This window comes from Lysinibacillus sp. G4S2 (genome assembly GCF_030348505.1).
GTDB lineage: Bacteria > Bacillota > Bacilli > Bacillales_A > Planococcaceae > Lysinibacillus.
Map to the genome: position 1 here is coordinate 2,648,313 of NZ_JAUCFJ010000002.1, position 18,368 is coordinate 2,666,680.

The following is an 18,368-nucleotide window of genomic DNA, read 5'->3' on the forward strand; positions in this document are numbered from 1 at the left end:
TTCAGGTGTCTTTGCTAAAATGAAAATATCTTATTACAGCAGGGAATGTGGCAAATATGTATACAATTATTTACATGAAAGCTGATTATGAGCCTTGGTGGAAATTCGAAGGCTGGGAGACTTTTATTCAAACAAATGAAACATTTGAAACGGTAGAGCAATTTGAGTTGGCATTACAAAGTAAGTTACAGCACTTCCGATTAACATATGACAATGAGGCAACTAAAGAAGGGAGATTTTGGGCCTTTTGGTCAGAGGATGAAAGTGTTTTTTGCGAAGCCTGTGATGATGATGTGCAAATATATCACGGTATTATCGCTACCAAATCTGAGGAATTGAAATAAAATTTTGAAATTATTAAAAAAAACATTTTTCTTTATTTGACAAAATTATGAATGATGGTTATACTTAGGTTAACAATTTAATTGCTTCACCGGAAACATGAATTCACATATTACAAAAAGTGATCGCGTTAGTTCGGTACTCTTTGTAATATGTGAATTTTTTTCAATCGCTGAAGAAATTACATATTGTTCACTTTTATTTTTTGGAGGTTTTTTTAAATGAAACAAGGTACAGTAAAATGGTTTAACTCAGAAAAAGGTTTTGGATTCATCGAAGTTGAAGGTGAAAACGACGTATTCGTACACTTCTCAGCTATCCAAGGCGAAGGTTTCAAAACTCTTGACGAAGGTCAAAAAGTGGAATTCGAAGTTGTAGATGGCAACCGCGGACCACAAGCTGCTAACGTAACTAAACTTTAATTCTCAGTAATTAAAATTACTTTCGTTAAACCTAAGACATCCTATTTATTTAGGATGTCTTTTTTTGCATTCTTTGAACGTTAAAGGATTAGAAATCTCTAATTTTGGTTAAAAGTATAAAGATGTCGTTCACCGGATGTGTGAGAAGAGCCGCATTATGCTCGTAGAAACAAAAGAGATTCGAACAAATGGAAAGAACATTAAAGGGAAGAGAAGTAGCAAGTATGTTTGAGGAAGCCTCGTATTGTGCCTTACCGTAATATTTGATGTAGAATCAAGGAAGTAAAGGAGGATTAACACATGAATACATCTACAGAAATTCCTAGTGAACAGGAACAGCAAGATTTCTATAAAAAGCTACGTGCTAAATTGGAATCTTTTCTCACATCAAAATCGGGGAAGAAAAGTAAATTCACTCAATATTTAATGTTTGTGCCGGATTTATTTCACTTATTAATAAAACTCTTACAGATCCTAAAATCGATAAGAAAAGTCGTACTTTAATAGGTGCTTCAATAGCATATTTTATAATGCCAATTGATTTTTTACCAGAAGGGTTTCTAGGCTTTGGTGGATATTTAGATGATCTTGTTATTGCAACCTTCGTTGTTGATACCGTTATGAATAAATTAGGATCAGACGTTATTGAAAAGCACTGGACTGGAGACGACAAACTTTTAAACGTCCTTCAAAAAATTGCTGAAGTCAGTGATAAGGTTACAAATAAAATCCCGGTAAAATCAGTTTTAGCCCAATTTATTAAACATGAAAGCAAAGGTGACAAATAATTTTATTATGTAAACTAAAATAAAGCTGCTCGTCCGCTCTAAGTAGAGGACAAGCGCTTTTTTTATTTTAATATCCGATTTAAAACTTGAACAGGAACAAACAAGCCGACACGCCCATATGGCTCTTTTTTCATCGTTGCAAAGACGATTCCGATAACCTCACCATCAGCATTTATGACGGGGCTCCCACTATTTCCTCGATACACAGGGGCATCCATCATCATAACAGGTTCCTGCCAATCCTCAAGATATGTTGATTCAAGCAAAGTTCCTTCATTAGCAATGCCCGTAAAGGCTAGTGGATTGCCAATGAAATAGACATGCTCATTTTTACTATAGCTAGGATCTTCTGCGAGTGGAAGGGATGGTAGCTCATCACCGGATACTCGCAACAACGCTAAATCAACATCTGGGAAGCTTTGTAGTAATTCAGCTTCCATTAATCCCTCATCAGGAAAAATGACTAATAATTTTTGACCATCTTCTACAACGTGTGCATTCGTAACGATAAGTCCATCTGGAGAAATGGCAAATCCAGTGCCTTTACTAGAGCCTGTAGAGACCTCAACCACAGCCTTTTTATATGTTTTTATATCTTCTTGCGCTGATAGTCGTGCAGACACCTTTAAAAATTCAATAGCTGGGATAGAGTAAATTTGAAAGATAAGTGCAAATGTATTCAAAAATAACACAAATGCCATACTCCAGACAATCCACTTTACAATCGGTTTTTGCTTCTTTGGCTTTTTATCTTGCTGACGTTCTTCTTGTTCTTGTGCTAACGCCTTTTGCTGTTCAGCGAGGACAAGCTCAATGAATTCTTCTTCCGACAATTCTTCATCTGTTGTTGATCTATGTATATCATTCATAAAACTACCTCCTAACTCAAAATGAAAGACGCCCAAGCAGGACGCCGTGAAGTAATTCTTATTCAATTTTTTGTAGGGTCGAGGTAATGACAAAAGGTTCCTTATTAGTTGTTGTCACCATCGTGTCCTCTATACGGATAAGACCAATACTTCTTGCAAAATATTTCGTCGTCGTCATTGTATCCTCTGAGCGTGTTAGCTGTATAACATCATGATACATAGTTGTCCCAGTAGTGATAGAAGCCGTCGTCGATTGAATAGTCCAACCATTAAAGCTATTTCCTACTTTTAAAGGTTTTTGTAAAATTGTTTCAATAACTGGAAAGGTGGCAGCTTCTTGTGCTGTAGGGAGGCTGGGTTTAGCATTTACAGCTTCCTTATAGACAAGCTCAATCGCTAAATCTGAAATCCGGTACACCTTTAAAAGTGTGACACCGCCGTTATCTTCCACTTGCGCGATATGATGTGCATCGATATAAGTTGTGTGGAGTGTGAAACTAGCAAATTCATTGCCTTCACCTTGAAAAGAAGCAGTTGAACCATCCGGTGGGAAAAAGGATGCGAGTTCACTTTCGTTTGTTGGTTGTTCAACAGGGTGTTTGACTTCAGTTGTATTGTCCACACCTGGCACTGTTCGGTTTTCTTCACTACAGCCAAAAAGCAATATTGCAAGAGAAAGTATGACTACATTAAGTCTCATATACAAACTCCTTCAGCTATTTTCTATCATTATACGCGAAGTCCATAGGTTATACGAATGTTATGAAAACCAGTTTTCTAGAAAGGTAATCTGTTTATCGGTCGCATCGACGCGAACTCGTAAGCCGATGGGCATGGCATGAAGTGGATGCGTGTGGCAGCAATCGACATCAGCGATAATAGGGATAGCACATCCATCGAGCTGCTCAAGCAACACATCATAAGGCTTTCTGCCAGAACCTAAATCATCATATTGTTCATGTTTACCTAAAATAATCGCAGAAGCTTTGTCAAATAGGCCGTGTAGTTTTAACATCGCAAAGTTTTTCTCAACAACAGCAATGGTTTTGGATGTATCTTCAAGTAGTAAAATGTCTCCCTCATTAATGTGAGGGAAATAAGGTGTTCCAATAAAGCCGTACATCGTATTAATATTTCCACCTATTAAACGACCTTCAGCTATACCAGGTTGTACAGTAATCCATGAATTGTGATGCTGCGTTTTTTCAGTCGTTTTTTCTAACCAATTTAGGCGATCATCTGTCCAAATAGGTGGGATTGGCATGTTGTAGGGAATCGATAATGAATGTAAAAACAAATCTTTAAAATATTGCTCTGTATAATGGACAAAAGGCGGAAATTCACCAAAGGTAGAAGCAACAGAAGGTCCATAAAAGACAGGAACTCCAGTCTTTGCATACATGGCAAGAAGTATAGCGGTAACATCAGATAACCCAACAAGTATTTTGGGGTCCTGCTGAAAGGCTTGGTAGTCTAGATATGGCAGCATACTATTGGCGTTCGTACCACCCATTGTTGGTAAGATCATTTTGATGTTGGGATCACGCAGTAGGGCATTAAGTTCTTCTGCTCGTTCTTTCGGTGTACCGGAGCGGTAAAAGTCTTGTTTTCCAGTTAACGAACCTTCTTTTATTGTAAAGCCGAGTGCTTGCAGACGTTCTTTGCCTCGTTCATAGCGAGCTTTTGCAGTAACTGTAGCTGGTTTGGAAGGCGAATAAATACCAATTGTATCGCCTTTTTTTAATGGGGAAAACATAAAATACCTCTTTCTATTTAATATCAAATGCTATTATACATGATTTTACAATTTAAAGAGTCGTATACTTGATTTCATGAAAGTCATGTAAAAAGTAACTGAATTGAATAGGTATAACAGAATAAAAGATAATAATATTATGTAAACTAAATGCCAGAAACTTGTAAGATAGTTTCTTATTTAATATGATAGAAATGAACTTACGAAAATGGGAGGCGTTTTATATGTATCGACAAGTAGACGATTTTCTAAATGATTGGTCAGCATCAGCACAAGGCACGATTCAAGTACTAAAAGCCGTAACAGATGAAAAGCTAGAGCAAAGCATCGTGGAAGGTCACAGCACACTTGGCTGGTTAGGCTGGCATTTAGTTGGTGCTGCTGGTTATTTCAGTTACTTAGCAGGTTTAAAGGTGCCAATGATACGTCAAGAAGATCCTATCCCATCAACAGCTGCTGAAATTGTAGCTACTTACGAAAACCTAGCAAACAGTGTGAAAGAGGAAGCGGCAAAGCTATCAGATGAAGACTTACAAGAGGAAGTTAAGGGTTTCACTGGACCAATAGCTAGAGGTGCGTTATTACGTGTACTAATCGATCATCAAACCCATCATCGTGGACAAATGACAGTGCTCCTACGTCAAGCAGGTTTACCAGTACCAGGCGTATTGGGACCAACGAAGGAAATGCAATAGTTTTAATGCAGCAGATAAACAGTTATCTGCTGCATTTTTTTATGGTGTGCCCGGTATGCGTATGAACTGTAGGGGGCAATTCCCGAGCCCTGAAGACAGAAAGAAGTAGAGGTTTGCCAAGAGCAAGGTGAAACAATTAGCTTAATACCATATTCAATTTTCAGCTTCTCAGTTTGTGTATGAGATTCAAGTGTAAATAGATTGACTAGTAGATTCGATATATTTCATAAACGTTCACCTATTTTATATAAATTCTATAAGACGGTATTATATTTCCTTAAATATTGATTCTTCTTCCTATTCGATATAAGTATAGTGTTCAGTTTGGGTTTAGGATGTATAGATTACTTTATAGGAAAAAACACTCTATATTAGCTATTTCTCGTATATGCTTTTTACGAAATATGATGCAACTAGCAACAATCTTTACTGTGCGAAAGCGAAGCGACAGCAACAAATCTTTACTGTGCGAAAGCGAAGCGACAGCAACATATTTCTAAAAAACGAGAAGGGAAAGATGTAAAATGAAAAAACTATTATTAGGTTGTGTCGTGGCATCCTCTTTGGCTATTCCCAATTTAGCTTTTGCTGCTAATTCAAGTGAAAGTATTGAAACGAGTACAGACAATGAAGCGACGATTCCTGCATACATGGCTCCTGGAACAGTGATTAAATTTAATGAACAGGAAGAATCTGTTGTTTTGAGAGAAGGAGATAAAAAAGCAAGTTTACCGCAATCTAGACTTTATGAAGACGAATCAGATTTGCCAGTTATAAAACCAGGTATGACGGTGGTCTATGATGCTTTAGGTGCACCAATAGTAGTTGTTCCAGAAAGTAGAGAATCCATTAATGTTGAAATGAAAGAAATTAATCCAGTACAAGAAATACCTCGTGCCGCAAAAACAGAGTCGGGTAAAGTTTCTTGGTATGATATTTGGGCAGAAAGTAATACAGCATCTGGTGAAAAAGCGGATGATGGTGCAGCTCATAAAACAATAGCTTTTAAAACATCTGTTTCTGTAAAAAGTAACGATAATTCAAAAACTACAACAGTTAGAATTTTAGATAGAGGACCGTATGTAAAAGGAAGAATTTTAGATATGTCTAAACAAACATTTGGTAAACTACATCCTATAAGTAAGGGGGTATTTAACGGTACGATTAGTTGGAATGGTTAATAATTCTTTCTAAATTATCTATTTTTATGGTTATGAAAATTCAGTTTACACAATCTTTTTTTTTGTAAACTAATTTTTCAGTGATTCTGATTGAAATTAGATTCTTCTTAATTTGGGGAAATAGATCTATATAAATTTAATAAATAACGGAGTTTCTTATCAACATAATATGTAGTATTTTGATGATTATTGATATGTAATAATGCAACTTCTAAAATAACTTCGCAAAGGATGAAGTGCATAATGTATGGAATTGTTTGTAGATGCAAGAAAACAATGGGTGCTACTGTTATCATTTTTTTATCGTTACTATTAGTTTTGTTTGGATGTCAAAAGAAAGAAGATGCAAGCACAAATTTTGATGAAAATGAAGAACTCATTGTGTCTGTATTTGATATTGATGGCAAGAGTAGTGTTGTGGAGGTAAATGCTGAAAAAAATGTAGTAAATGAATTAATTAATAATGAAGCGGTTTGGTTACATGCAACACTTTCAGGCAATAAACAATATCTTGCCTATACAAGTGCAAAAGGTGAAGGACCTTGGGAGATTTATTTATTAGACAAAAATGATAAAAAAACTTACCAAGTTACAAATGATACTTTAGGACAACTTATTCCTAGATTTGGTGATAAGGAAGGCAACACCATTTACAGTGAAATAATAGGGGCTACTTTCCCTGTCTCTAAAATTGCGAAAGTAGATGTGCAAAAGAAGAATTTTATTGTATTTGATACTGAACAACCTGACCGTGCCGTAGAAATGTATGATGTTACTAAAGACAAAATTATTGGTGCATTTGTCTCTGAGGAAGAGAATACGACAAGAAGGACGGCTGCGAATGAAGCTGGTGAACCTTTAGGGCAAATTGTCTATTCAATATATGAAATGAATTTAGATGGCTCCGACATGAATTTGGTAACGAAAATAAAAGCCATCAATATTGATTCGATGGCATATGGATCAAGTGGGAATTCTGTTATTCTTGGAGGGGAAAATATAAATGAAGATGAAGGAAGCGGCATTTATCAGTTATCTCTTACAGACAAAACATTAACTACTATATTAACAGATCAAATGATTAAAGAAAGTAAGAATCCAATATTATCAGAGATTGGTCAAAGAAGGCTAGCGGTATTGTCAAAAAATGAGCGATTTATTTATTTTTCGGGTATACCTAAAGATGCAGAAGATATTAGTTTTGACGGTATTATTTCTAAAATACAGTGGATCTATAAGTATGACTTGAATAGTAAAGAAATAACAACAGCATATGAGTATAAAAAACCAGCCTTTATTACGGATATGACGGTTTCCTATTAGAGTATGCAGTTGGTTCTGTCAAACAATACCCATTCTTTCGTTTGTATGCAGGTTGTTTCTTCAGTGTTGAGTGAAACGTCTATAGAAAGTGAAATCCTCACCCTACAAGCCATTGGTTTCCTTTGAACCCATATATTTCGATCGAAAAGAATGTATGTTCTTTTTAACCTTTTGATAAATAAAAGTTACTAGATGTATTATAGATGCATGAGTATACCTCGGTTAAAACAATATAATTGAGAGTTGGAGAGGACTTGTCTAACCATGAGACAAAGAAAAACACCTTTCATTGAATAACGGGTATTGAAACCTGAAATAATCAATGAGGAGGTGTTTTTCTATGGATGAGAGAGGTAGGCTAATGATTAGCCTCCTACTCGATAGTGCTAGCAAGGGGCATTGTCAATAATAGCTTTATTCAAAGCTATTATTTGAAGTGGAAGATAGCGCATTCATCAACGCTTTTTTATAGCGAAATGAATAATGACAAATCGTCCCGTTTTTCATTGTAATAGTTCGATAGGTTGAATTAATCTTTTGAATATGTTGCAAATTAACAATATACCCGCGATGGCATCGGAAAAATCGGTCATCCAATTGCTGCTCAATATCTGTTAAATTACTGAAAAATTCATAGACACCTGATTTCTCCTTCAGCTCAATTTTATGCGCATTTGGTGACGTCGCGAAGTAATAGATATCATGAAAAGGAATGATTTTAGTATATTCTCCTATTTTCACTTGGAAGGACACATCTATCTTTTGAGCATGTATATTTTGATGGTGTTGATAAGCAATATGCAAAGTATCAATTAAATTTTTAGCTACATTTGGCTCATTTTTCACGATAAAATCTAATGCTGCTACTTTGTAAGTAAAGGTTAACTTTAATTTGTCCGAATAGGTGGTAATAAAGATAATGGTTGCCAAAGGATCTTTACTGCGTATAGCATTCGCCAGCTCCAAACCATTTATTTTATGCTGAAGCTCAATATCCAATAAAAAGCAATCTGCTCGGTGCTCCTTTAAGTAGGCTAATACCTCAGACGGATTAGAAGCAATTAAAACAATCTCAATATCCTTGAATTGAAATAAAAAAGAGTGAACAATGGTTGATTGTAAAAATTTCCGTTGACGTGCATCGTCCTCACAAATAACAATTTTCATAATAAACACTCCCTAAAAGATTTGTAGCTCCTGTATAAAATGATTCTTTTCGATGCGTGTGTTTAATGTCACATTAGGATAATTCTGTAGAATTCCTCTCACATTAGCTAAACCAATCCCACGCATGTCTCCTTTAGAAGAAGATTGATACTCAAAGATAGTCGAAATATTAAAGTTAGCATCCTGTAATGGATTGTCAATAACGATAACGACAGATTGTTCACGTGAGGGAAGAATGGCAATACGCACGACCGAATCGGCTATAGCAACACTTGCTTCAATAGCATTATCAATCAAAATACCTAGCACCCTCGTTAAATCAATAAGGCTCATATGAACAGATGTAATCGTATGTGGAATTTCCATCGTGATTTTTTGCTGTAAACGATTCGCAAGCAACAACTTAGAGGATAATAAGCCTTTTAGCTCGACAATTTGTAAATTTTCCAATGTACCTATCATTTTACTTTGGAATAAGGTCTGCTGCTCCAGCTGCATAATATCTGAATAAAAATATTGCTTTAATCCCTGTAAATCCTTATCCTCAATATAATTTTGCAGAGACATTAAAATATTTATATAATCGTGGCGAAACTTTTGCATATCTGTATTCACTTGTTCTAATACCTGCATATATTCAAAAAACTGCTGCTGTGCCACTTCTTTTTGCTGAATCGCCTGTATTTTGTTGAGATTTGTAACGAGTAAACTAACGGCAAGTACAATCAATAAGACGTAAGTGATTTGAATAAAGAAATTTACAGTCGTCAATGTCTTATTATCTTGCACCCCTAAAAAGAACATATTTAGGTAAAACATTCCGAGTGTTAGTGTCCCGATAAAAATTAGAAATAGCTGCATTTTCGAGGACAAACACAGTGAAGACAACTTCTTTTTCACAATAGTTTTATAAATGATAATAAGGGATACAAAGCATATTATAAACAAAAGCGTTTCTAGTAGAGTTGAATTAATAGCAAATTGACTATTGATAAGCAATGCTAGATTATTTGAAAAAACCGTAAGTATTAGAACAACAATAACATCAAAAAAAGCAATTATTCTCCTTTTGAACGAGTAAAATAGAAAACTAGCTGCAATAACGAAATAGCCAATAGCAATAATCATTGAAGTATATGAGAACAGGAAGTAAAAAGGAGCTATAACAAAAGTAATAGATTGAAAAAGCATTATAATACTTGGGCGAATAGGTAGGAGATAGAACAATGTCCCGAGAATAAGAGTAGCATCTCTAAATATGTAAAAAAGCATAATGGACTATCCTTTATATAAAGGATGTTCTTTTTTTGATTTTTCAGGTAATTCTACTCCGTAACCTAGCATTCTACAAACATAGACCATATCATTTTTGGTGATAGACATAATAATAGATGAGCTATTTTTGATAAACACTTCAAGATAATTCATGTAAAACAGCCTCCCTTTTTCGAATCCAGCCTCCACTCCTCGTTCGGAAAATCTGTAAGACATATAAAAAGATGAACATTCTATTTCATAAACGTACACCTTTCCTTCTTATTCTACATAAACTTCGTTAAAAATGTGAATAATTTTCTCGAAATGTCGAATTTTATTCCTACTCGTTAAAATGAAAACGAGAGTCGATATTTTGGAAAAATCACTTTATTTTTAGGAAGAATTCTCCTATATAAGCTGCTTTTAGCGTACTCTCATCATAATAATATCTAGTGTTTTGATTGTTATTGATACTTAATAATTCAAATATCCAAAATAACATTGGTAAAGGATTAATCGCATATGTATGAATTAGTTTGTAAGTGCAAAAAATTAACTATAATTTTTTTATCTTTAGTAGTTGTTCTGTTTGGATGTCAAAAAAAAGAAGAAGACAGTACGCCTATTAACAATAGCGAAGAGCTCATTATTTCGATATTTGATAATGAAGGTAAAGGTAGTATTGTGGAAGTAAATGCTGAAAAAAATATAGAAAAAGAGTTAGTCAATAATGAAGCTGTTTGGTTGGACGGGAAGCTTTCAGATAATAAGCAATATCTTGTCTATACTAGTGCTAGAGGGGATGGACCATGGGATATTTATTTATTGGATATAAACAATAATAAAGAATATCAAGTCACGAATGATACTTTAGGACAACTTAACCCTAGATTTGGTGATAAGGAAGGTAAAACAATCTATAGCGAAATAATAGGATCAACATTTCCTGTTTCAAAGATCGCAAAAGTAGAAGTGCAAAAGAAAGATTTCACAATATTTGATACTAAACAATCTGATCGTGCTGTAGAAATGTATGACATTTCAAAAAACAAAATCATTGGAGCATTTGTTTCTGAGAAAGAGAACACGGCAAGATGGAGAAAAGCAAATGAAAATGAAGGAAATATAGAGCAAATTTTATATTCAATATATGAAATGAATTTAGATGGATCGAACATGAATTTGATAACTAGTGTAAAAGCTATCAATATTGATTCTATCGCTTTTGGACCTGATGGTAATTCCATAATCCTTGGAGGGGAGAATGTAAATAATGATGAAGGAAGTGGTATTTATAAGTTATCTCTTAAAAACAAAACATTAACAACCATATTAACAGATCAAATGATTAAAAAAAGTAAGAATCCTATATTATCAGAGATTGGCCAAAGAAGGCTAGCAGTACTATCCAAAAATGAACGGTTCATTTATTTTTCGGGTATACCTAAAAATGGAGATGAAGTTAATTTTGAAGGTATAACTTCTAAAATACGTTGTATCTATAAATATGATTTAGTTGATAAAGAAATTAAAAAAGTCTATGAAAATAAAAAACCAGCTATTATTACAGATTTGACAGTTACATATTAATGTCCAAAATGCACATGTATGATTAAAATCAAAAATATTCATACATAGGGAATACTGTCAGATTTTTATGTTTAAACAAACAAGTATTTAAATAAAGTATACAAAAAATACTCTCCTCAACGTAATGGGAGAGTATTTTTATATAGGAATGAATTAGCTTAAGCTCTTTCCACTCCAGGAGTACATGACTAAATTGAATTTTAGTTGTGTACATTTTTATTTTCTTGAAAATTTTCGAGCAACTATTGCTAGTAAAGATTATAATGCATTCTTATTACTAATGGTAATATATTTACATTTATATGTATTTCATTTAGAATATTTAGAAATAAAAGTAAATAGATTTATGAGAGTTAGAGAGTAATTGCTTGCTGCAGGATTACGATGAAACTTCCTCAAAAGTGGAAGGACTGAGAAGATCTTAACGAGAGGTGATGAAGATGAAAATTAGAGAAGCAACAATGCAAGATGCACAAGGTATTGGAAAAGTCCATGTTGACAGTTGGAGAACGACATATAAAGATATTATTCCTGATTCTTTCTTAAATAATCTTTCTTATGAACAGAGAACAGAACTATGGAAAAAGAATATTACAATAAAAGATAATTACGTGCTAGTAGTAGAAAACGAACTTGGAGAAATAATTGGCTTTGCTACTGCTTCGAATAAAGAAACAAATGACGTGCCCTATTCAAGTGACTTAACTTCCATCTATCTTTTAGAGGAGTGTCAAGGTAAAGGAATCGGAAAACAGCTATTAAAAGAATTATTCATCTTTTTTAAGAAGAAGAATCATCAATCCATATTTGTCGAGGTATTGGCAGAAAATAAAACACGTTATTTCTATGAATATTATGGAGCGGAATATGTGAAAACGGTGCAAATTAATATTGGTGGAAAAGTTTTAGAAGAATTTGTTTATGTGTGGAAAAATATTGATAAGGTTTTAGAAACACTAGAATAAAGGGGTTTGTCATTTATTCATTTTGTTATATTCCCCTATATGGCGGGGAATATAACAATTATTTAAACATGGAGATTCCCTTTTCTAATAACAAGCCATCTAAAAATATTGAAATGAATCTTTTACTTTCTTGCAATAGGTCAAAATCTTTTCTAAAGACTAACCAATCATATAACGTCCCTCGCATACAACGAGAGATGTAAATCGCAATTTGCTCTACATCTGTTTGTTCGGATAATTCACCATCATTTATAGCTTTTTGGACAAATGTGTGCAGGATTTTATACAATTTACGTTCGGAATTGGTAAAGAAATTTTCTTCATTTTCAATTAAGCCGCTTTTGTAAACGGAACGCATTAAATCCATTCCTAAATCTTCTTTTAAATACTTCATTTGTGCCTCAATTAATGAAATAACCTTTTCCTTAAAGCAAAGATTTGCTGGCAGTGTCGTTGTAAACTCCTCATAAAAAGAATCAATTTCTTTGAATTTCTCTAAAAAGATATCGTACTTAGAAGAGAAATGTCCGTAAAATGCCCCTTTTGAGCTTTTGCTTTCTTGAACAATTTCATCAACAGTTACTTGATCGAAGCCTTTCTTTTGGAATAATTTAAGTGCTGTTTCGTATATATGTTTTTTTGTTGCTAGCGCTTGTTGTTGTCTTGTCTTTTTCATTTCCGCTTCACCTAATTTCTATCAATTTCGCCTTGGCTTAATTGTAGCTGACGCTTCGCTTTCGCTATAAAAAACATTTGTTGTTGCTGACGCTACGCTTTCGCACAGATAAAACAATTGCTGTCGCTACGTTCGCACTACGCTTTCGCACAGATAAACAATGCGTCCGGATTTTGAATTGTGCCTGCACAATTCATTCCTTTCAAAATCTGCTACTTAACTTTACCATAATCCTCGATTTCGTCATAAAGTTATTTTCTAAATTATCAGAAAAATATTGACAATTAATTGTCTGTCCAATTAATATACAGACTATAGTCTATGAAACTATTTCAAAAGGGGTGTATATCATGGATTTAATCGGAAATAGAACATTGCGTTCTGTTGTAAGGGAGAGAGCTGAGCTACAGCCTGAAAAAAGCTTTCTTCATTTTGAAGATAAAAATGGAGAACTTTTCGAAAAAAATTATGGGGATTTTTTTCAAGAGGTTAGACGTTTCAGTAATGCACTACTTAAGCTTGGCATAAAAAAAGGGGACCATGTTGTACTACATTTACCAAACAACATGGAATTTTTTACAGCATGGTTTGCTCTTGCTGAAATTGGGGGCATTATGGTGCCAACTAACATTTTATCACCAGCGGATGAGATGAAGTATATTATTACACATTGTGAAGCAGTCCTTATTATTACGGAAGCGGACTTTTTCGAAAAGTTTGTCAGTATTAAATGTGAAACACCGACAATACAAAATATTATTTTAACGAGACAACAAAGTAAGCTTAAGGGTGTTTTAAATTTCTCTGAGCTCATTAAAAATGAAAGCGATCACAATGACCATTTCCCAACAGTGTTATCAGAAGACGTTGTGGCATTGCTTTATACATCTGGGACAACATCTAAACCAAAAGGTGTTCAAATTACACATGCCAACTATATTTTCACAGGTGAGTTAATGGCTCATACCATTGCTTTAACACCTGAGGATCGAACATTTATTGTCTTACCGCTTTTCCATGGAAATGCACAATATTACTCAACGATGTCTGCCATCATGGTAGGAGCAAGTATTGCAGTTACGGAGAAATTTAGTGCATCGCGTTATTTTAAGCAAGCAAAGACGTTAGGTGGAACAGTTGGTTCATTATTTGCTGCACCTATTCGGATGATTTTAGCGAAAGATTATGAAGAGGAGGCAAAGGATAATCCGTTACGACTTGTCCTTTTTGCACAAGCGGTAACCGAACAACAGCTTGTTCAATTTGAAGAACAATTTGATGTGAAATTATTGCATCTATATGGTTTGACTGAAACTGTTGGGATCCCACTGATAAATCCTTTATTTGGTATGCGGAAAAATATGAGTATAGGTAGACCAAGCATCGGCTATGAGGTTCAACTTGTTGATGAACATGGATTACCGGTTGGACAATGGGAGATTGGTCAAATCGCCGTAAAAGGGATTCCAGGAAGAACATTAATGAAGGGATACTTAAAAAACGAACAAGCGACAAATGACACACTTAAGGAAAACTGGTTACTAACGGGTGATAATGCACGAATCGATGAAGATGGCTATTTTTATTTTGTCGATCGTTTAAAGGATATGATTAAACGTTCAGGCGAAAATATTGCAGCGCATGAAGTAGAGAGTGTCTTAGCGGAACATCCAGCAGTATTCGAAGCGGCAGTCATCGGTATTCCAGATGAAATGCGAGATGAAGCTATTAAAGCGTATGTCATATTACAGGCCGGTGCTACTGTCAGTGAAGCGGCGTTAATAGAGCATTGTCGAGAACGTCTCGCAAAATTTAAAGTGCCAGATCGTATTGAATTTATGACGGATTTCCCTCGTACACCGGTCGGCAAAATTCAAAAGCATATTTTACGAAACTCGTATTTAATGACAAAAAATTGAATGTTGAAAGAAGGGACTATATGAAAAATGTGAAAATATTATTAGCAAGTTTAGCGGGTTCGATCATTGAGTGGTACGATTTTTATTTGTATGGGACTGCAACGGGATTAGTTTTTACTACATTATTTTTCCCATCGTCAAATCCAGCAATCTCAATTTTAATTGCTTTTGCTACGTTTGGGGCTGGATATGCAGCACGTCCAATAGGCAGTATAATTTTTGGACATATGGGTGACCGTGTCGGTAGAAAAGCCTCGCTCATGCTTACTTTAATAGGGATGGGCGGTAGTTCCTTTTTGATAGGTTTATTACCAACCTACGCACAAGTGGGGTTACTCGCGCCAACGCTTTTAGTTTTTTTGCGACTCATTCAAGGAATTGCCCTTGGGGGAGAATGGGGTGGTGCGGTGTTACTAGCAACAGAATCAGCTACGAAAGGTGTACGCGGTTTTTTTGGTTCCATTCCACAGCTTGGTGTACCCATCGGTTTAGTGTTAGGAACATTTAGTTTCACGCTTATTTCTTCTTTAACGACAGAAGCGCAATTTATGGCCTGGGGATGGCGCTTACCATTTCTTTTTAGCGCTGTTTTAATTGTTTTAGCCATTTGGATTCGAAGCGGAATAGAAGAAACACCTGAATTTAAACGCAAAAAGGACAATGGTGAATTAGCTAAATTACCAATTGTCCAAGTATTTAAATATAACAAAAAAGATATTTTCCGCATTATTGGATTAAAAATTGGAGACGGATTCTTTAATGTATTTTTAATGTCCTTCATTTTAGTGTATGCGACTACGTATATAGGCTATCCAAGGGATGTCGCATTATTGGCTCTGACGATAAGTTGTGCCACAATGATTGTAACGATTCCGCTTGTTGGGTATTTCTCAGATTTTATTGGACGTAAGAAAATTTATATTGGTGGCCTGGTTACGATGTTACTTCTAGCCATTCCATATTTCGTCATGATCCCGATTAATTCAACCTATTTCTTTATTATGCAAGTCGTTTTACTTGGTGTCGTATGGGCAGCTATTTTTGCGACTCAAGGTACGTTTTTCTCTGAATTATTCCCAGCGAATGTTCGATATACAGGGTGATCCTTTGGCTATCAAATCGCTGCAGCCATCGTCGGTTTCGGACCAATGCTATGGACATCTTTAGCAACAGAATATGGGGCATCACCCTATTTATTTGGTCCATTAATGATAGCGGGCCTCCTTCTATCATTGCTACTTGCTGTATTTGCACCTGATACACGGACAATCACTCAATATGAAGAATCTGCTGAGAAAGTACAAGAAGATGAACTTATTTCAGAGGTTCAAGTAGAAGTAGCAACCTCGACAAAGTAGAGGCAACTGACTAATCGCAAAAACATAAAAACAGGGTTCTCCTTTTTGAATAGGAGAACCCTGTTTGTTATTAGTTTAAGCCTTGGCTATCTTTCCACTCTAAGAATTCATCATAAGTTAATAGTTTATCTAAAATTGTGCCGTCTTCACGGATTTCGATGACACGGTTCGCAATTGTTTGGATGAACTGATGGTCATGTGATGTGAAGAGCATCGCACCTTTGAAGCGCATAAGTCCTTCATTTAGTGCTTGAATAGATTCAAGGTCAAGGTGGTTCGTTGGTTCATCTAGTAAAACAACGTTTGCTGTAGCAAGCATCATTTTAGATAGCATACAACGTACTTTTTCTCCCCCTGAAAGTACAGAAGGGGATTTTTTTACTTCCTCACCAGAGAATAACATACGACCTAAGAAGCCGCGTAAGAAGCTTTCTGTTTCATCATCAGGAGAATATTGGCGTAACCATTCCACTAATGATTTCTCTGAACCTTCGAAGTATTTATCGTGATCATTTTCAAAGTAACTTTGAGAAGTTGTTACGCCCCATTTGAACGTACCAGCATCTGCTTTTCTTTCATCCATTAAAATATCAAGAAGAGCCGTTTTGGCCATTGGATTACCAAGTAAAATGATTTTATCTTCTTTATTCATTGAAAAGCGAATATCTTTAAATAGTGTTTCGCCTTCATTGCTTGCTGTAAGACCTTCCACTGTTAACACATCATTACCGATCTCACGTCCAGTTTGGAAGTTAATGAATGGATATTTTCGGCTAGAAGGTTTAATGTCGTCAAGCTCGATTTTATCCAACATTTTCTTACGAGAAGTCGCTTGGCTTGATTTCGAAGCGTTCGCAGAGAAACGAGCAACGAATGCTTGTAGCTCTTTAATCTTTTCTTCTTTCTTCTTGTTTTGGTCTGCCATCATTTTTTGTGCTAATTGGCTAGACTCATACCAGAAGTCATAGTTACCAACATATAATTGGATTTTAGAGAAGTCTAAATCCGCGATATGCGTACACACTTTATTTAAGAAGTGACGGTCATGGGATACGACAATAACTGTATTTTCAAAGTTAATTAAGAATTCTTCTAACCATTGGATTGCTTTTAAGTCAAGGTGGTTGGTAGGCTCATCTAGCAATAGAACGTCTGGTTTACCAAATAGAGCTTGTGCTAATAATACTTTAACTTTGTCAGAACCTTCAAGATCAGCCATTAGCATATAGTGAAGCTCGTCGCCAATTCCTAACCCGTTTAATAATGTTGCTGCTTCTGAGTCAGCTTCCCAACCATTTAGGTCAGCGAATTCACCCTCTAATTCAGCAGCACGCATGCCATCCTCATCAGAAAAGTCTTCTTTTGCGTAGATAGCGTCTTTTTCAGCTTTTACTTCCCAAAGACGTTTGTTCCCCATAACAACTGTATCTAATACATTATATTCATCGTATTCAAAGTGGTTTTGTTTAAGGACTGATAAACGTTCGTCCTTACCCATTGATACATGACCTTCTTGTGCTTCAATTTCACCAGAAAGAATTTTTAAAAATGTTGATTTACCAGCACCATTTGCCCCGATTAAACCGTAGCAGTTCCCTGGTGTGAATTTTATATTTACGTCTTCAAATAGTTTACGATCGCCATAGCGAAGACCTACATTACTTACTTGAATCATGCAAGTTCCTCCTTTTTTTCACAATGTACCTAGTATATCATGAAATATGTTCCATAGTCTATAAACATTATTAAATCAACGTTTGGGGTTCTGAGTTGTTAGATGTTTGAGTGGAATAGGAGAGTGGGGATAAATAAGTTGCGGAAAAAGATAAGATTTTTTAAACGTTTCTGGGGTAAAGAATAGGTAAGTAAATGAAATTGATTTATCACTACTTTATCAGGTATGTTGATTAACCATTTTTATCCACCTTAATTAAATTAGAAGGAACTGATTTCCGCTACGGGCTACTCGCTTTGTCGCTGTCGCGTCGCTTTCGCACAGGGCAAGGCTTCCTGCAAGCGAGCGTCAAGTAGCCCTACGCTACAAGCTCTTCATCATAACA

The 18,368-nt window shown here is 35.3% G+C and carries 22 protein-coding genes; 13 read left to right on the forward strand and 9 right to left on the reverse strand.

The window, feature by feature from the left end; translation table 11 throughout:
• Positions 1 to 56 precede the first annotated feature (56 nt).
• From QUF91_RS13655 to QUF91_RS13670, 4 genes are all read left to right on the forward strand, one after another.
• Positions 57 to 344, forward strand: coding sequence for a DUF1033 family protein (locus QUF91_RS13655; protein WP_285398850.1), 288 nt, complete (start codon positions 57 to 59; stop codon positions 342 to 344).
• Positions 345 to 563: 219 nt separating this feature from the next.
• Positions 564 to 764: a cold-shock protein gene (locus QUF91_RS13660; RefSeq protein WP_004230088.1), complete on the forward strand. Its 201-nt coding sequence runs from the start codon at positions 564 to 566 to the stop codon at positions 762 to 764.
• Between the two features lie 300 nt (positions 765 to 1,064).
• Positions 1,065 to 1,268, forward strand: coding sequence for a hypothetical protein (locus QUF91_RS13665; protein ID WP_289418114.1), 204 nt, complete (start codon positions 1,065 to 1,067; stop codon positions 1,266 to 1,268).
• Positions 1,269 to 1,294: 26 nt separating this feature from the next.
• On the forward strand, positions 1,295 to 1,552 hold the full coding sequence (locus QUF91_RS13670) for a YkvA family protein (protein ID WP_289418115.1): 258 nt from the start codon (positions 1,295 to 1,297) through the stop codon (positions 1,550 to 1,552).
• Positions 1,553 to 1,614: 62 nt separating this feature from the next.
• Here the strand turns inward: QUF91_RS13670 and QUF91_RS13675 are convergent, their stop codons facing one another.
• The 3 genes from QUF91_RS13675 to QUF91_RS13685 are packed head-to-tail and all read right to left on the reverse strand — an operon-like array spanning position 1,615 to position 4,177.
• Positions 1,615 to 2,421, reverse strand: coding sequence for a S1C family serine protease (locus QUF91_RS13675; RefSeq protein ID WP_289418116.1), 807 nt, complete (start codon positions 2,419 to 2,421; stop codon positions 1,615 to 1,617).
• A 58-nt stretch (positions 2,422 to 2,479) separates the two neighbouring features.
• On the reverse strand, positions 2,480 to 3,121 hold the full coding sequence (locus QUF91_RS13680) for a hypothetical protein (protein WP_285398866.1): 642 nt from the start codon (positions 3,119 to 3,121) through the stop codon (positions 2,480 to 2,482).
• A gap of 60 nt (positions 3,122 to 3,181) precedes the next feature.
• Positions 3,182 to 4,177 carry a S66 family peptidase gene (locus tag QUF91_RS13685; protein ID WP_285398868.1) on the reverse strand — a complete coding sequence of 332 codons (996 nt, stop codon included), beginning with the start codon at positions 4,175 to 4,177 and terminating at the stop codon, positions 3,182 to 3,184.
• Positions 4,178 to 4,401: 224 nt separating this feature from the next.
• On the opposite strand from QUF91_RS13685, the gene QUF91_RS13690 reads away from it, so the two are divergent.
• The 4 genes from QUF91_RS13690 to QUF91_RS13705 all read left to right on the forward strand — a co-directional run bounded on the left by QUF91_RS13690 (position 4,402) and on the right by QUF91_RS13705 (position 7,376).
• Positions 4,402 to 4,872, forward strand: coding sequence for a DinB family protein (locus tag QUF91_RS13690; protein WP_285398869.1), 471 nt, complete (start codon positions 4,402 to 4,404; stop codon positions 4,870 to 4,872).
• Positions 4,873 to 5,207: 335 nt separating this feature from the next.
• A complete protein-coding gene (locus tag QUF91_RS13695) occupies positions 5,208 to 5,372 on the forward strand; it encodes a hypothetical protein (protein WP_289418117.1) in 165 nt (54 codons plus the stop codon).
• A gap of 24 nt (positions 5,373 to 5,396) precedes the next feature.
• Complete coding sequence (locus tag QUF91_RS13700) at positions 5,397 to 6,053, forward strand: septal ring lytic transglycosylase RlpA family protein (RefSeq protein WP_285398872.1); 657 nt, start codon at positions 5,397 to 5,399, stop codon at positions 6,051 to 6,053.
• A gap of 243 nt (positions 6,054 to 6,296) precedes the next feature.
• On the forward strand, positions 6,297 to 7,376 hold the full coding sequence (locus tag QUF91_RS13705; protein ID WP_285398873.1) for a TolB-like translocation protein: 1,080 nt from the start codon (positions 6,297 to 6,299) through the stop codon (positions 7,374 to 7,376).
• Between the two features lie 414 nt (positions 7,377 to 7,790).
• Here QUF91_RS13705 and QUF91_RS13710 read toward each other — a convergent pair whose 3' ends face one another.
• Genes QUF91_RS13710 through QUF91_RS13720 form a run of 3 tightly spaced genes read right to left on the reverse strand, consistent with a single transcriptional unit; the run spans position 7,791 to position 9,971 of the window.
• On the reverse strand, positions 7,791 to 8,543 hold the full coding sequence (locus tag QUF91_RS13710) for a LytR/AlgR family response regulator transcription factor (RefSeq protein ID WP_289418118.1): 753 nt from the start codon (positions 8,541 to 8,543) through the stop codon (positions 7,791 to 7,793).
• 12 nt (positions 8,544 to 8,555) lie between these two features.
• Positions 8,556 to 9,815 (reverse strand): GHKL domain-containing protein, encoded by a 1,260-nt coding sequence (locus QUF91_RS13715; RefSeq protein ID WP_289418119.1) that lies wholly within the window; start codon positions 9,813 to 9,815, stop codon positions 8,556 to 8,558.
• Between the two features lie 6 nt (positions 9,816 to 9,821).
• Complete coding sequence (locus QUF91_RS13720) at positions 9,822 to 9,971, reverse strand: hypothetical protein (RefSeq protein WP_289418120.1); 150 nt, start codon at positions 9,969 to 9,971, stop codon at positions 9,822 to 9,824.
• A gap of 351 nt (positions 9,972 to 10,322) precedes the next feature.
• Here QUF91_RS13720 and QUF91_RS13725 point away from each other — a divergent pair, with 351 nt between their 5' ends.
• Both QUF91_RS13725 and QUF91_RS13730 read left to right on the forward strand, forming a co-directional pair.
• On the forward strand, positions 10,323 to 11,390 hold the full coding sequence (locus tag QUF91_RS13725; protein WP_289418121.1) for a TolB-like translocation protein: 1,068 nt from the start codon (positions 10,323 to 10,325) through the stop codon (positions 11,388 to 11,390).
• Positions 11,391 to 11,830: 440 nt separating this feature from the next.
• Positions 11,831 to 12,355 carry a GNAT family N-acetyltransferase gene (locus QUF91_RS13730; RefSeq protein WP_289418122.1) on the forward strand — a complete coding sequence of 175 codons (525 nt, stop codon included), beginning with the start codon at positions 11,831 to 11,833 and terminating at the stop codon, positions 12,353 to 12,355.
• Positions 12,356 to 12,413: 58 nt separating this feature from the next.
• Here the strand turns inward: QUF91_RS13730 and QUF91_RS13735 are convergent, their stop codons facing one another.
• Positions 12,414 to 13,031 carry a TetR/AcrR family transcriptional regulator gene (locus QUF91_RS13735; protein WP_289418123.1) on the reverse strand — a complete coding sequence of 206 codons (618 nt, stop codon included), beginning with the start codon at positions 13,029 to 13,031 and terminating at the stop codon, positions 12,414 to 12,416.
• A gap of 64 nt (positions 13,032 to 13,095) precedes the next feature.
• Complete coding sequence (locus QUF91_RS13740; protein ID WP_289418124.1) at positions 13,096 to 13,221, reverse strand: hypothetical protein; 126 nt, start codon at positions 13,219 to 13,221, stop codon at positions 13,096 to 13,098.
• A gap of 160 nt (positions 13,222 to 13,381) precedes the next feature.
• On the opposite strand from QUF91_RS13740, the gene QUF91_RS13745 reads away from it, so the two are divergent.
• The 3 genes from QUF91_RS13745 to QUF91_RS13755 are packed head-to-tail and all read left to right on the forward strand — an operon-like array spanning position 13,382 to position 16,308.
• Entirely contained in the window at positions 13,382 to 14,950 is a 1,569-nt protein-coding gene (locus tag QUF91_RS13745) for an AMP-binding protein (protein WP_285398881.1), read from the forward strand.
• A 20-nt stretch (positions 14,951 to 14,970) separates the two neighbouring features.
• Positions 14,971 to 16,053: an MFS transporter gene (locus QUF91_RS13750; protein WP_289418125.1), complete on the forward strand. Its 1,083-nt coding sequence runs from the start codon at positions 14,971 to 14,973 to the stop codon at positions 16,051 to 16,053.
• 45 nt (positions 16,054 to 16,098) lie between these two features.
• The gene (locus QUF91_RS13755) at positions 16,099 to 16,308 is read left to right on the forward strand and encodes a hypothetical protein (protein WP_289418126.1); all 210 of its coding nucleotides are present in this window, start codon (positions 16,099 to 16,101) and stop codon (positions 16,306 to 16,308) included.
• Positions 16,309 to 16,378: 70 nt separating this feature from the next.
• Here the strand turns inward: QUF91_RS13755 and QUF91_RS13760 are convergent, their stop codons facing one another.
• Positions 16,379 to 17,983, reverse strand: coding sequence for an ABC-F family ATP-binding cassette domain-containing protein (locus QUF91_RS13760; protein ID WP_068984202.1), 1,605 nt, complete (start codon positions 17,981 to 17,983; stop codon positions 16,379 to 16,381).
• Positions 17,984 to 18,368 lie beyond the last annotated feature (385 nt).

Excerpts from the sequence above, each read along its gene's own strand:
- QUF91_RS13655 (WP_285398850.1), top strand. The coding sequence starts at position 57 with ATGTATACAATTATTTACATGAAAGCTGATTATGAGCCTTGGTGGAAA.
- QUF91_RS13660 (WP_004230088.1), top strand. The coding sequence starts at position 564 with ATGAAACAAGGTACAGTAAAATGGTTTAACTCAGAAAAAGGTTTTGGA.
- QUF91_RS13665 (WP_289418114.1), top strand. The coding sequence starts at position 1,065 with ATGAATACATCTACAGAAATTCCTAGTGAACAGGAACAGCAAGATTTC.
- QUF91_RS13670 (WP_289418115.1), top strand. The coding sequence starts at position 1,295 with ATGCCAATTGATTTTTTACCAGAAGGGTTTCTAGGCTTTGGTGGATAT.
- QUF91_RS13675 (WP_289418116.1), bottom strand. The coding sequence starts at position 2,421 with ATGAATGATATACATAGATCAACAACAGATGAAGAATTGTCGGAAGAA.
- QUF91_RS13680 (WP_285398866.1), bottom strand. The coding sequence starts at position 3,121 with ATGAGACTTAATGTAGTCATACTTTCTCTTGCAATATTGCTTTTTGGC.
- QUF91_RS13685 (WP_285398868.1), bottom strand. The coding sequence starts at position 4,177 with ATGTTTTCCCCATTAAAAAAAGGCGATACAATTGGTATTTATTCGCCT.
- QUF91_RS13690 (WP_285398869.1), top strand. The coding sequence starts at position 4,402 with ATGTATCGACAAGTAGACGATTTTCTAAATGATTGGTCAGCATCAGCA.
- QUF91_RS13695 (WP_289418117.1), top strand. The coding sequence starts at position 5,208 with ATGTATAGATTACTTTATAGGAAAAAACACTCTATATTAGCTATTTCT.
- QUF91_RS13700 (WP_285398872.1), top strand. The coding sequence starts at position 5,397 with ATGAAAAAACTATTATTAGGTTGTGTCGTGGCATCCTCTTTGGCTATT.
- QUF91_RS13705 (WP_285398873.1), top strand. The coding sequence starts at position 6,297 with ATGTATGGAATTGTTTGTAGATGCAAGAAAACAATGGGTGCTACTGTT.
- QUF91_RS13710 (WP_289418118.1), bottom strand. The coding sequence starts at position 8,543 with ATGAAAATTGTTATTTGTGAGGACGATGCACGTCAACGGAAATTTTTA.
- QUF91_RS13715 (WP_289418119.1), bottom strand. The coding sequence starts at position 9,815 with ATGCTTTTTTACATATTTAGAGATGCTACTCTTATTCTCGGGACATTG.
- QUF91_RS13720 (WP_289418120.1), bottom strand. The coding sequence starts at position 9,971 with ATGAATTATCTTGAAGTGTTTATCAAAAATAGCTCATCTATTATTATG.
- QUF91_RS13725 (WP_289418121.1), top strand. The coding sequence starts at position 10,323 with ATGTATGAATTAGTTTGTAAGTGCAAAAAATTAACTATAATTTTTTTA.
- QUF91_RS13730 (WP_289418122.1), top strand. The coding sequence starts at position 11,831 with ATGAAAATTAGAGAAGCAACAATGCAAGATGCACAAGGTATTGGAAAA.
- QUF91_RS13735 (WP_289418123.1), bottom strand. The coding sequence starts at position 13,031 with ATGAAAAAGACAAGACAACAACAAGCGCTAGCAACAAAAAAACATATA.
- QUF91_RS13745 (WP_285398881.1), top strand. The coding sequence starts at position 13,382 with ATGGATTTAATCGGAAATAGAACATTGCGTTCTGTTGTAAGGGAGAGA.
- QUF91_RS13750 (WP_289418125.1), top strand. The coding sequence starts at position 14,971 with ATGAAAAATGTGAAAATATTATTAGCAAGTTTAGCGGGTTCGATCATT.
- QUF91_RS13755 (WP_289418126.1), top strand. The coding sequence starts at position 16,099 with ATGCTATGGACATCTTTAGCAACAGAATATGGGGCATCACCCTATTTA.
- QUF91_RS13760 (WP_068984202.1), bottom strand. The coding sequence starts at position 17,983 with ATGATTCAAGTAAGTAATGTAGGTCTTCGCTATGGCGATCGTAAACTA.